Annotated in this window: 13 protein-coding genes; 2 read left to right on the top strand and 11 right to left on the bottom strand. The window is 61.7% G+C overall.

Going from position 1 to position 12,478, the window contains the following annotated elements; all coding sequences use genetic code 11:
• Nucleotide 1: 1 nt before the first annotated feature.
• The 8 genes from fabF to yceD form a co-directional block, all read right to left on the bottom strand.
• The gene (fabF, locus tag PU634_RS07635) at nt 2-1,243 is read right to left on the bottom strand and encodes a beta-ketoacyl-ACP synthase II (RefSeq protein ID WP_306763457.1); all 1,242 of its coding nucleotides are present in this window, start codon (nt 1,241-1,243) and stop codon (nt 2-4) included.
• 72 nt (nt 1,244-1,315) lie between these two features.
• Entirely contained in the window at nt 1,316-1,552 is a 237-nt protein-coding gene (acpP, locus tag PU634_RS07640; protein ID WP_014292450.1) for an acyl carrier protein, read from the bottom strand.
• 158 nt (nt 1,553-1,710) lie between these two features.
• Entirely contained in the window at nt 1,711-2,445 is a 735-nt protein-coding gene (gene fabG, locus PU634_RS07645) for a 3-oxoacyl-ACP reductase FabG (RefSeq protein ID WP_306763458.1), read from the bottom strand.
• A 21-nt stretch (nt 2,446-2,466) separates the two neighbouring features.
• Nucleotides 2,467-3,408 (bottom strand): ACP S-malonyltransferase, encoded by a 942-nt coding sequence (gene fabD, locus PU634_RS07650; RefSeq protein WP_306763676.1) that lies wholly within the window; start codon nt 3,406-3,408, stop codon nt 2,467-2,469.
• An 8-nt stretch (nt 3,409-3,416) separates the two neighbouring features.
• A complete protein-coding gene (locus PU634_RS07655; protein WP_306763459.1) occupies nt 3,417-4,376 on the bottom strand; it encodes a beta-ketoacyl-ACP synthase III in 960 nt (319 codons plus the stop codon).
• 5 nt (nt 4,377-4,381) lie between these two features.
• The gene (gene plsX / locus PU634_RS07660) at nt 4,382-5,392 is read right to left on the bottom strand and encodes a phosphate acyltransferase PlsX (protein WP_306763460.1); all 1,011 of its coding nucleotides are present in this window, start codon (nt 5,390-5,392) and stop codon (nt 4,382-4,384) included.
• A 10-nt stretch (nt 5,393-5,402) separates the two neighbouring features.
• A complete protein-coding gene (rpmF, locus tag PU634_RS07665; RefSeq protein WP_014292445.1) occupies nt 5,403-5,573 on the bottom strand; it encodes a 50S ribosomal protein L32 in 171 nt (56 codons plus the stop codon).
• A gap of 21 nt (nt 5,574-5,594) precedes the next feature.
• Nucleotides 5,595-6,116 carry a 23S rRNA accumulation protein YceD gene (yceD, locus tag PU634_RS07670; protein WP_306763461.1) on the bottom strand — a complete coding sequence of 174 codons (522 nt, stop codon included), beginning with the start codon at nt 6,114-6,116 and terminating at the stop codon, nt 5,595-5,597.
• A 135-nt stretch (nt 6,117-6,251) separates the two neighbouring features.
• Between yceD and PU634_RS07675 the strand changes: the two genes are divergently transcribed.
• Nucleotides 6,252-6,830 carry a Maf family protein gene (locus PU634_RS07675; protein WP_306763462.1) on the top strand — a complete coding sequence of 193 codons (579 nt, stop codon included), beginning with the start codon at nt 6,252-6,254 and terminating at the stop codon, nt 6,828-6,830.
• A gap of 58 nt (nt 6,831-6,888) precedes the next feature.
• Here PU634_RS07675 and PU634_RS07680 read toward each other — a convergent pair whose 3' ends face one another.
• Nucleotides 6,889-7,530: an HAD family hydrolase gene (locus PU634_RS07680; protein WP_306763463.1), complete on the bottom strand. Its 642-nt coding sequence runs from the start codon at nt 7,528-7,530 to the stop codon at nt 6,889-6,891.
• The gene (rluC, locus tag PU634_RS07685) at nt 7,527-8,477 is read right to left on the bottom strand and encodes a 23S rRNA pseudouridine(955/2504/2580) synthase RluC (RefSeq protein ID WP_306763464.1); all 951 of its coding nucleotides are present in this window, start codon (nt 8,475-8,477) and stop codon (nt 7,527-7,529) included. Before rluC ends, PU634_RS07680 begins: the two co-directional genes overlap by 4 nt.
• Nucleotides 8,478-8,812: 335 nt before the next feature.
• On the opposite strand from rluC, the gene rne reads away from it, so the two are divergent.
• On the top strand, nt 8,813-11,767 hold the full coding sequence (gene rne, locus PU634_RS07690) for a ribonuclease E (RefSeq protein ID WP_306763465.1): 2,955 nt from the start codon (nt 8,813-8,815) through the stop codon (nt 11,765-11,767).
• 206 nt (nt 11,768-11,973) lie between these two features.
• Here the strand turns inward: rne and PU634_RS07695 are convergent, their stop codons facing one another.
• Entirely contained in the window at nt 11,974-12,459 is a 486-nt protein-coding gene (locus PU634_RS07695; protein ID WP_306763466.1) for a low molecular weight protein-tyrosine-phosphatase, read from the bottom strand.
• Between the last annotated feature and the right edge of the window lie 19 nt (nt 12,460-12,478).

The following is a 12,478-nucleotide window of genomic DNA, read 5'->3' on the forward strand; positions in this document are numbered from 1 at the left end:
ATTATATGCGTTTGAAGATCAATGAGCCATTGGTGCCGCCAAACCCGAAGGAGTTGGACAGGGCATACTCAAACTCGGCCTTTCTCGCCTGGTGCGGCACCAGGTCGAGATCGCACTCATCATCCGGGTTGTCCAGGTTGATGGTGGGCGGGGCAATCTGATCCCGCAGGGCCAGCACGGTAATGATGGCTTCAATGGCACCGGCGGCACCCAGCAGGTGACCGGTCATCGATTTGGTGGAGCTCACCAGCAGCTTGCCGGCATGCTCGCCAAACACCTTCTTCACCGCCTTCAGCTCGGCCACATCCCCCAGCGGGGTGGAGGTGCCGTGGGCGTTGATGTAGCCCACCAGGGCCGGATCCAGCTGGGCATCGCGCAGGGCATTGGCCATGGCGGCGGCGGCACCGCTGCCATCGTCGGGCGGCGCCGTCATGTGGTGCGCATCGCCGCTCATGCCAAAACCAACCAGTTCGGCATAAATGGTGGCGCCACGGGCCTTGGCGTGCTCGTACTCTTCCAGCATCACCACACCGGCACCGTCACCCAGCACAAAGCCGTCGCGCTCCTTGTCCCACGGACGACTGGCCTTTTGCGGATCGTCGTTGCGGGTGGACAGGGCACGCGCGGCGGCAAAGCCCCCCATGCCCATGGGCGTGGAGGCCTTTTCGGTGCCGCCGGCCAGCATGGCGTCGGCGTCGCCGTAGGCGATCATGCGCGCTGCCAGACCAATGCTGTGGGTACCGGTGGTACAGGCAGTGGTAGCCGCAATGTTGGGGCCACGCAGGCCTTTCATGATCGACAAATGGCCGGATACCATGTTGATGATGGTGGACGGCACAAAGAACGGGCTCAGCTTGCGCGGGCCGCTGTTCATCAGGCTGGTGTGGTTCTGCTCAATCAGGCCAAGACCACCAATACCGGAGCCGATGGACACGCCAACACGGTCCGCATTGGCGTCCGTGATCTCCAGGCCGGCGTCCGCAAAGGCCTGCAGGCCGGCGGCGATTCCGTACTGAATGAACAGGTCCATCTTGCGGGCTTCTTTCTTGGCAATGCCATGCGCTTCCGGGTCAAAATCCTTGACCAGGCCGGCAAACTTGGTGGTGTAATCGGTGGTATCAAAATGATCGATGTTGGTAATGCCGCTTTGACCTGCCAGCAGGGCCTGCCAGCTGGCATCGACCGAGTTTCCGACAGGAGAGAGCATACCGAGGCCAGTCACCACGACTCTGCGTTTGGACACAGGAGCGCCTCCGAATGGGATTTTAAACAAGAAAAAAACCGAAGTGGCGGGCGCCACTCCGGTACAGGTTTGTTATTCCTGGTTGGCGTTGATGTAGTCGATCGCGGCCTGAACGGTGGTGATCTTTTCCGCTTCTTCGTCAGGAATCTCGGTATCGAACTCTTCTTCCAGAGCCATTACCAGTTCAACGGTGTCCAGGGAATCCGCGCCCAGATCATCAACGAAGGAAGCTTCGGATTTAACTTCTTCTTCCTTAACGCCCAGTTGCTCTACGATGATTTTCTTTACGCGTTCTTCGATGTTGCTCATGACCAGTATTTTCCTTTAGAAATACGCAAGTGCGTGTCGTTGCGGTAGTGTATAAAAATAACCGTCGTTTGCAAGCCTGTTTGGGGCTGGTCAAACCAGAATTTATACGAAAAATGCCGCATTTTCCGCCAAACAGGTGCCAACTGTGGTGATTTTCATCACACCATGTACATGCCGCCGTTAACGTGCAGCGTTTCGCCGGTAATGTATCCGGCCTCATCCGACGCCAAAAAGGCCACGGCGGATGCAATCTCTTTGGGGTCGCCCAGGCGCTGAGCCGGAACCTGTGACAAGATACCGGCTCGCTGCTCGTCATTCAATGCGCGCGTCATGTCGGTTTCAATAAAACCGGGGGCCACCACGTTCACGGTAATGCCACGGGAGGCTACTTCCCGCCCCAGGGACTTGCTGAAGCCAATCAGGCCGGCCTTGGCGGCGGCGTAGTTGGCCTGGCCAGCGTTACCCATGGTGCCCACCACGGAGCCGATGGTGATGATGCGGCCAAAGCGCTTTTTCATCATGGTGCGCAGCACCGCCTTGGACAGGCGGAACACGGAAGTGAGGTTGGTGTCGATAATGTCCTGCCACTCCTCGTCCTTCATGCGCATCATCAGGTTGTCGCGGGTAATGCCGGCGTTGTTGACCAGCACGTCGATGTCGCCAAAGCGCTCCCTGATGGTGCCCAGGGTCGCATCCAGGGAGGCGGCATCCGTCACGTTCAGTACCAGACCGGTGCCTTTGTCACCCAGATAGGCGCTGATCGCTTCGGCGCCCTTTTCGCTGGTGGCGGTACCGATGACGGTGGCGCCACGCTCGGCAAACAGTTCGGCGGTGGCCCGGCCGATGCCGCGGCTGGCACCGGTGACCAGTACTACTTTACCGGAAAAATTCATATTCACTCCTTTAACAGGGGATTACAGACCGTTAACGGCGGCCAGGGCCGCTTCCAGGCTGGCATCGTCGTTCACCGCCAGACCTTCCACCCGCTTGTCGATGCGCTTGGCCAGACCGGTCAGTACCTTGCCCGGGCCCACTTCCAGCGCCAGGGTCACGCCCTGCGCGGCCATGGTTTCCACGGTTTCGGTCCAGCGCACCGGGCTGTACAGCTGACGCACCAGGGCGTCCTTGATGGCGGCGGGATCGGTCTCGGATTTGACGTCCACGTTGTTGAGCACGGGCACAACCGGCGCGTTGAAGCTCATGGTGTTGAGGGTCTCGGCCAGCTGATCGGCGGCGGGCTTCATCAGGGCGCAGTGGGACGGCACACTCACCGGCAGCGGCAGTGCACGCTTGGCGCCGCTTTCCTTCATCAGGGCGTTGGCACGCTCTACCGCAGCCTTGTTGCCGGCAATCACCACCTGACCGGGCGAGTTGAAGTTGACCGCTGATACCACTTCACCCTCGGCGGCCTTTTCGCAGTTGGCAATAATAGTGTCATTGTCGAGGCCGATAATGGCCGACATGGCGCCGGTACCCTCGGGCACGGCCTCCTGCATCAGCTTACCGCGCAGCTCCACCAGCCTGACGCCGTCGGCCAGGCTGAGCACCCCGGCGCACACCAGGGCGGAGTATTCGCCCAGGCTGTGACCGGCCATCAGGGCGGGCACTGCCCCACCCTGCTGTTGCCACAGGCGGTACAGGGCCACGGAGGACGCCAGCAGTGCCGGCTGGGTACGCCAGGTTTTGTTCAGCTCTTCCGCCGGGCCGTTCAGCACCAGGGCAGCCAGATCGTAGCCCAGGGCCTCGGACGCCTCGGCAAAGGTATTTTTTACAATCTCGTGGCTGGCCAGCACATCGGCCAGCATGCCAACGGTCTGAGAGCCCTGACCGGGAAAGGTAATGGCAAAAGACATGATGATTCCTCTTAAAAACGGACCAGGGCCGAGCCCCAGGCAAAGCCGCCGCCAAAGGCCTCGAGCAGTACCAGCTGGCCGCGCTGAATGCGGCCGTCACGCACCCCTTCGTCCAGGGCGATGGGCACACTGGCGGCGGAGGTATTGCCGTGCTTGTCGAGAGTCAGGATCACGCGCTCAATGGGCATGTTCAGCTTGCGGGCGGTGGCGTTGATAATACGGTAGTTGGCCTGATGCGGCACCAGCCAGTCGAGTTCCGACTTGTCGATGCCGTTGGCTTCCAGGGTCTGGGTCACGATGTCGCTCAGACGGCTGACGGCCACCTTGAACACTTCATTGCCCTTCATGTGCATGTAGGCATCCATTTCGGTGCCGGTCACACCGCGCTGGCGGTGCGGCAGCTTGAGCAGCTCGCCATAGGCGCCGTCGGCATGCAGGTGGGTGGACAGAATGCCCGGCTCTTCACTGGCGCCCAGCACCACGGCGCCGGCACCGTCACCAAACAGAATAATGGTGGAGCGGTCTTCGGGATCGCACATGCGCGACAGGGCGTCGGCGCCGATCACCAGCACATGGCGGGCCTGACCGCTCTTGATAAACTGATCCGCCACGCTCAGGGCGTAGCTGAAGCCGGCGCAGGCGGCGGCCAGATCAAAGGCCGGAATACCGGGCACCTTGAGCATGGCCTGCACTTCACAGGCGGCGGCCGGAAAAGCGTTGTCGGCACTGGTGGTGGCCAGCACTATCATGTCGAGCTGGCCGGCTTCAATGCCGGCGGCTTCCAGGGCGCGCAGGGCGGCGCCGTAAGACATGGTGGCCACGGTTTCTTCGGCACCGGCAATGCGGCGCTCGCGAATGCCGGTGCGCTCAACTATCCATTCATCACTGGTCTCTACCATACGCTCCAGATCGGCATTGGTGCGCACGTCCTGGGGCAGGTAGCTGCCGGTTCCCAAAATTTTACTGTTCATAGGCATTATCTTGCGTGACTGTCCTGAGGGGCAGTATCGAAACGGTGCGCAATCCTGGCAGGCAAAGCATGCTCGGTTTCGGCGATGGCCTGCAGAATCGCATTCAAGAAGGCGGGTGAACCTGCGCTCCCGTGGCTTTTTACCACACTGGCGCGCAATCCTATCAGACTGGCGCCATTATACTGGTCTGGGTTCAGATGAGAAAGTCGCCGCTTTACCCAGAAGGCGAGCAGTTTTCGCCAGAAACCGCGCTTTTTGCCAGCCCCCAGCAACAGCCGGGCCACGCCCTCGCTGGTTTTCAGCGCCACATTGCCGACAAAACCGTCACAGACAATGACATCGGCCTTGCCGGCAAAGAGATCATCCCCTTCCACATAGCCGGTAAAATGCAGCCCGGAGTGCGCCTTCAGGCGCCGGGCCGCCTGGCGGACGGCATCGTTACCCTTGTTGGCCTCGGCGCCCACATTCAGCAGTGCCACACGAGGGCGCGGCTGCGACAACACATGCCGCGCCACCGAATCGCCCATCAGGGCAAACTGCACCAGCTGTCCGGCATCGCAGCAGACATTGGCGCCCACGTCCAGCAACAGCGCATAACCGCCGTCGGCCTGGGGCAAACGGGTGATCAACGCCGGCCGATCCACCCCCGGCAGGGTGTGTACCACCCGCACCGCCAGCGCCATCAGGGCGCCGGTATTGCCGCCGCTGACACAGGCCTGGGCGTCGCCCCGGGCCAGGGCATCCAGGGCCTGGCGCATGGACGAGTCGGCCAGGTGACGCAGGGCATAACCGGCCTTGTGCTCATTGGTGACCTGCTGGGTACAGTAATGCACCCGAAGCCGCGGATGGGCGGTCAGGTGACAGCGTTCAAGCCAGGGGGAAAGCGCCGCGCGAGACCCGAATATCAGCAAATGAAGATCGGGCAGAAGCGACAGTGCCTGCGCGGCGGCAGGCACTGTAACCGGAGGGCCAAAATCGCCCCCCATCATATCAAGCGCAACGGTCAGCTGCGGCAAAAGGCAACCCTTACTTGGCGATTACCTTCTGGCCACGGTAGAAACCATCGGCAGTCACGTGGTGACGACGATGAGTTTCGCCAGTGGTCTGGTCTACAGACAGGTTGGCAGTGCTCAGGGCATCGTGTGAACGACGCATACCACGCTTGGAACGGGTTTTACGGTTCTGTTGTACGGCCATTTGACCTAACTCCTAAATCAGTTACTTTCGTTTCAGCTCTTCCAGAATCGCGAAAGGATTCGGACGCTCTTCGGCTTCGGGAATATCGCCGTAGCTCAGATCATACCGGCCTTCGGCGCAGTGCTCATTGTCATGAGCCGGCACCAGGGGCAGTGCGAGAATGAGTTCATCCTCAATGATCTGGACCAGATTGATTTCCCCGAATTCATCAGCCTCAAACGTCTCGTACGCTTCCGGCAGCTCCGGCGCCTCGGCGTCTTCACGCAAAGGCGTGTACGTAAACTCGGACTCTATGGCGGTGTCGAACGATTCGTTACAGCGCTGGCACTGAAGAGCCACCTGTGCGCGGGCATGGCCCGTCATCACACGCAGCCCCTGGGCATCGGTGCCAAAGCTCAGTGAAACGTCGATATCACCATGGATACCTAGGGTTGACTCCGCCAGTCTGGGCATCAGCGCTGCGGCAAAAACACCCTGGTAATCCAGGCGTTTATTGGCACAACGAACGGGGTCAACCTTGATGGGCAACTTTACCTTTTCCATAAGGCGCGCATATTATAGCGCCACTTCACCGGAGTCAAAGGGAAAATGGCGCAATGGCTAACCAGTCCCGGTTTGTAAGGCGAACGGGCCTGGCGTTAAAATCGGCCCCGACATTTCGTTAGCCAGAGTGATTTCATGCCTTCCCTTATCCTTGCTTCTTCCTCTCCCTACCGCCGCGCCCTGCTGGCACGCCTGGGCCTCGACTTTGCCTGCCACAGCCCCGACATAGACGAAGCGCCCCTGCCCGGCGAAACCGGCGACGCCCTCGCCCTGCGCCTGGCGCGGCAAAAGGCGGCGGCAGTGGCGACCCAATACCAGGCGGGGCTGGTGATTGGCTCGGATCAGGTGTGCGTCAACGGCGACCACCTGCTGGGCAAGCCCGGCACCCTTGAACGGGCCCGGGCACAGCTGCTGGCCGCCGCCGGCAAACGGGTGTCCTTTTATACCGGCCTGTGCGTGCATGACATTGCCTCGGGCCAGAGCCGTGCACTGGTTGAACCCTTTCATGTGCATTTTCGCCCGCTCACACCGGCGCAGATCGACCGTTATCTTGCAAAAGAGCCGGCACTGGACTGCGCCGGCGCCTTCAGGTGCGAAGGCCTTGGCATCAGCCTGTTCGAGCGCATGGACGGCCGCGACCCCAACAGCCTGGTGGGGCTGCCGCTGATCGCCCTGGTGGAGCTGCTGGCGGAATTCAGGGTGGATGTTCCCTGATTCGTGAGGGGTAAAGAGTGAGGAGTGAGGTGAAAGGACCTCCTCACCCTTCACGGTTTTAAACCCACTGGGGCAGATGGCGAATATCGTCGATCATGGCGATGGGGCTATGGGCGCCGAGCTGGTCGCGGTTATGCACACCGTAGGTGACGCCGATGCGATCCATGCCAATGGCTTCGGCCATGGCCAGATCGTAACTGGAGTCGCCTACCATTACCGCCTGCTCCGGGGCCAGACTGAGTTCGTCCAGAATTTGGGCCAGCATCAGCGGATCCGGCTTGGAGCGGGCCTGATCGGCGCCCCGCAGAGCATGAAACAAATGCCCGAGGCCGGTATCGGCCAGCACCCGGTCCAGGCCCACCCGTTGCTTGCCGGTGGCCACCGCCAGCCGGTACCCCTGCTGATGCAGCCCGGCCAGGGTGTCGGCGGCGCCGGCAAACAGCGGCGAGGGCGTGGTGTTCAGCTCCAGATAATGCCGGCGGTAGGCCAGCAACAAGGCGTCACTTTCCGCCGCAGACAGTTCGCCAAACAGAATCGGAAAGGCCTTGTACAGGCTGAGGCCGATAATATGACGCACCGCCTCGGGGCTTGGCACCGGCAGCCGGCAGTCGGTGGCCGCCGCCTGCATGCAGGACACAATGCGCGCCACCGAGTCCATTAAAGTGCCGTCCCAGTCAAAGATCACCAGTTCGTACTTCATGCGCCGGCCATTCTCGTGAGCAGTTTTTTGAGGGCCGGCTCCAGAGGCGCTTCCAGGGTCATGGTTTCTTCCCGGCCCGGGTGGAAGAAGCGAATGCGACAGGCATGCAGAAACAGGCGCCCCAGCCCCTGCTCACGCATTTTCTCGTCAAACTGACGATCGCCGTATTTGTCGTCGCCGGCAATGGGATGGCCCGCGTGCAGGGTATGCACCCGGATCTGGTGAGTACGGCCGGTGACCGGGCTGCACTCCACCAGGGTGGCGCCGTCAAACTTCTGCACGATGCGAAAACGGGTTTCCGAGGGCTTGCCGTCCCGGTCCACTCTGACGATGCGCTCGCCCGAAGCCAGCTCATTTTTCTTCAGCGGCGCCTTCACCACCTTCTGGTGCGGCTGCCACTGGCCGCGCACCAGCGCCAGGTAGTGCTTGTCCATGGTTTTTTCCCGCAGCTGCTCGTGCAGGCTGCGCAGCATGCTGCGTTTTTTCGCCACCAGCAGAATGCCGGAGGTGTCCCGGTCCAGCCGGTGCACCAGTTCCAGAAACCTGGCCTGGGGTCGCAGGGCGCGCAGCCCTTCAATCACGCCAAAGCTGAGGCCACTGCCGCCGTGTACCGCCATGCCCGAGGGCTTGTTGAGCACCAGCAGGGCGTCATCTTCATAGAGGATGGCGCTTTCCAGCCCCTGCACACTGTCGAGCCTGGCCGACGGCAATACCTCTTCCCGCTCGGCCACCCGCACCGGCGGCACGCGAATGACGTCGCCGGCCAGCAGCTTGTATTCCGGTTTGATGCGCTTTTTGTTAACCCTAACCTCACCCTTGCGCAAAATACGATAAATCAGGCTTTTGGGAACGCCTTTGAGCTGAGTCCGTAAAAAGTTGTCGATGCGCTGCCCTTCATGCTCAGCCTCTATGGTGAGCAGCCGCACGCTTTGATTGTCTTGTTTCATGCCGCCGATTCTACCACCGAAGCCGGTGTTTTTGCTGCAAAAATGGTGCCTTGCTAAGGCTGTGGGTAAAGTGTGATAATGCGTGAGTTTTTCGTGTCTTCCCGGTTGGGGAGACACACACCCAAACCCCGGAAACACCGTTTGGTTCGCGACCTTTGGGCTACCCTCCCTTTGACGTGATACACACCTGAAAAATGCGCCTCATGCGTAGCCAGCCGGGAGGCTGTAATGACTACGCTGACAGACTCGAGGCCGGTGTCGGTCGGAGCCGAATGGTCGCTCCGGGTAACACGAACACTGTAGAAAACAGTAAAAACATATAAAAAGAGTACTCAATGAAAAGAATGCTGATTAACGCAACCCAGGAAGAGGAGTTGCGCGTTGCCCTGGTGGACGGGCAAAGACTGTACGATCTCGATATTGAAAGCCCCGGCCACGAGCAGAAAAAAGCCAACATTTACAAAGGCAAAATCACCCGGGTTGAACCCAGCCTGGAAGCCGCCTTTGTCGACTACGGCGCCGAGCGCCACGGCTTTTTGCCCCTCAAGGAAATTGCCCGCAACTACTTCCCCGCCGGTTACAGCTATCAGGGTCGCCCCAACATCAAGGAAGTGGTCAAGGAAGGTCAGGAAGTCATCGTTCAGATCGACAAGGAAGAGCGTGGCAACAAGGGCGCCGCCCTCACCACCTTTATCAGCCTGGCCGGCTCCTACCTGGTGCTGATGCCCAACAACCCCCGCGCCGGCGGCATTTCCCGCCGCATTGAAGGTGACGAGCGCACCGAGCTGAAGGAAGCCCTGTCCCGCCTCAAGCTGCCCGATGGCATGGGCCTGATTGTGCGCACCGCCGGTGTGGGCAAATCCGGCGAAGAGCTGGAGTGGGATCTGAACGTACTCAAAACCCACTGGACCGCCATTCAGGAAGCCGCCGACAGCCGCGCCGCTCCTTTCCTGATCCATCAGGAAAGCAACGTCATTGTGCGCGCCATTCGCGATTACCTGCGCCGTGATATCGGCGAGATTCTGATCGACAACCCCACGGTGTTTGAACGGGCCAAGCAGCACATTCAGCTGGTACGCCCCGACTTTATCAACCGGGTGAAGCTGTATGAGGGCGACGTGCCCATGTTCAGCCACTACCAGATTGAGAGCCAGATCGAGTCGGCCTTCCAGCGGGAAGTGCGGCTGCCGTCCGGCGGCAGCATTGTCATCGATCCCACCGAGGCACTGACCTCCATCGACATCAACTCCGCCCGCGCCACCAAGGGCGGCGACATTGAAGAAACCGCGCTGCAGACCAACCTGGAAGCGGCGGAAGAAATTGCCCGTCAGCTGCGCCTGCGCGATCTGGGCGGCCTGGTGGTGATCGACTTTATCGACATGACGCCGGTACGCCACCAGCGCGAAGTGGAAAACCGCCTGCGCGACGCCGTGCGTCAGGACCGTGCCCGCATTCAGCTGGGCCGGATCTCCCGCTTTGGCCTGCTGGAAATGTCCCGCCAGCGCCTGCGCCCGTCGCTGGGCGAGTCCAGCACCCATGTGTGCCCCCGCTGTCTGGGCCAGGGCACCATTCGCGACAACGAATCCCTCGCCCTGGCCATTCTGCGCCTGATCGAGGAAGAAGCGCTGAAAGACAATACCGGCCAGATCCACGCCCAGGTGCCGGTGGACGTGGCCGCCTATCTGCTCAACGAAAAGCGCAAGTCCATTGCCAACCTGGAAAACCGCTACAAGGTCGATATCTACATTATTCCCAACGAGCAGCTGGAAACCCCCCACTTTGACGTGACCCGGGTGCGCACCAGTGATGTGGAAGAAGTGACCAGCTATGAGCTGAAGACCGAAGTGGAGCAGGAAGCCTACCAGCCGCGCCAGCAGCAGGCGGTGAAAAAGAGCGAGCAGCCGGCCCTGCAGGGCTTTTCCGCCCCGGCGCCGGCGCCGGTTGCGGCCAGCCGCCCCGAGCCCCAGCAGCAGCCTCAGCCCCGTCAGCCCGGTTTGCTGAGCCGGCTGTTCTGCGCCATCGCCGGCTGGTTCAAGAGCCCGGAGCAAACCCAGACCACAACCCCCGAGCCGACTCCGGTCAGGCAGGAGCGCAGCCCGCGCGGCAACCGCGGTCACGAAGGGCGGGATCGCCGTGAACGTGGCGAACGCCGCGGCAACAACCGAAACCGCAAACCCCGTGATGAAGAGCGCAGCCAGAAGCCGGCGCCGGCCGCCGCTGTTCAGGAAAGCAACGAGCAGCAAAAGCCGGAGCGTCCGCGTCGTGAGCGCCGCAAGCCCCGCCGCGAGCAGCAGCCCGAGCGCGCCGCCCGCCCGCCGCAGGAGCCAGCCCAGCCGGTGCATGAAGCAGAAGCGCCCCGCGCCACCGAGGTAACCGCTCAGCCTGATGCTCAGAAAGAGCAGGTCATTGCCGAGCGTCGCCAGCGCCGCCAGTTGCGCAAAAAGGTGCGTCTGGACAGCGAAGGCCGTGTTCAGGAGCCGCAGGCCGAGGCAGCGCAAACCACGGTGGACGAGCCGAAGACCGACGCCGCCCAGGAGCAGGCACACCCGCACAAACGTGCTCCCAAGCGCAAGCGCATCAATGAAGACAGCCGTCGCCGTCGCCGTGAGGAAAGCATTGCCGCACTCATCGCCGAACAGGGTGCCGACAAATGGGTAGCCAGCGAAACCGAGGCCGAACAGCAAGCCGCTCGGCCCGCTTCCGAGCCGCAGGCCACCGCCGGGGTGAAACCGGCAGAAGTGAAGCAGCCCGAGGCTCCGGCAGTGCCAGCCCAGCCCGAGCCGAAGACCGAAGCCCCGGTGGCCGAAGCCAAGCCCGAGCCGAAAGCAGAAGCCCCGGTGGCCGAAGCTCAGCCGGGACCCAAGGCAGAAGCACCGGCAGCGGAAGCTCAGCCCGAGCCGAAAGCCGAAGCTCCCGTTGCCGAAGCCCGGCCCGAGCCGAAAGCCGAAGCCCCGGTGGTTGAAGCCCAATCCGAGCCGAAGGTAGAAGCTCCCGTTGCCGAAGCCCGGCCCGAGCCGAAAGCCGAAGCCCCGGAGGTTGAAGCCCGGCCCGAGCCCGAGCCGAAAACAGAAGCGCCCGTGGCTGCAGCCCAGCCCGTAGCGACTGCCGGTCGTTACCTGGCGGCCCGCAAGGCCTCTGCGCCCATGACCAAGCCGCCGGTAGTGGAAGCCGTGCCTTACGTGAAGCCGGACTACCCGCCCCTGGTACGCCAGCCCGTCGCCACCAGCGGCCGCCAGGGTGGCTCCATCAACGCCCGCAACCAGGCCTCGGCCCCCATGGCCAAACCCTGATCGCTGCGCGCTAACGTAAAAAGGCTCCTTCGGGGGCCTTTTTTATCGCCATACGCCGCGTTATACCAATTACATGAATCAATTTCGGCTCTGCTGTAGCTGCCACTTTAGTAGGCAGGGTCTGTGCAACAGGCCTTGATGGTACAGTGGCCTGCCAGCTAAAGCGGCAGCTACAATACACCCACATTCAGGCCATCAAGCTCAGGCTAGCCCTTAAGCTGCTTCAATACCCCTTCGCAGGCCGCTTCCACCAGATCCAGCACCTGCTCAAAACCCCGCTCGCCACCATAATAGGGATCCGGCACTTCCTGCTCGGGACCACTGGCAAAGCTCAGCAACAGCTTCACCTTGTGCCTGTGCGCCGGCGGGCACAAGCGCAGCAGATCTTCCAGGTTGCAGCGATCCGCCGCCAGCACCAGATCAAAGTGCTCAAAATCCTGTCGCGTTACCTGGCGTGCCTGCATGCCGGAAAAATCATATCCCCTCGCCTCACCCGCCGCCCGGGCACGGGCATCCGGCCCCGAGCCGGCGTGATAGCCAATGGTGCCCGCCGAATCAACCTCCAGCTCAACACCGGCCCGCGCCGCCATGTGACGCAATACCGCCTCGGCGGTGGGCGAGCGGCAAATATTGCCCATGCAGACCATGAGCACACTGATACTGTCTTTATTTTTCAGAGGGTTATCCGTCATTATCCTGCCTGCTAGCGGT

The organism is Oceanimonas pelagia, assembly GCF_030849025.1.
GTDB classification, from domain to species: domain Bacteria; phylum Pseudomonadota; class Gammaproteobacteria; order Enterobacterales; family Aeromonadaceae; genus Oceanimonas; species Oceanimonas pelagia.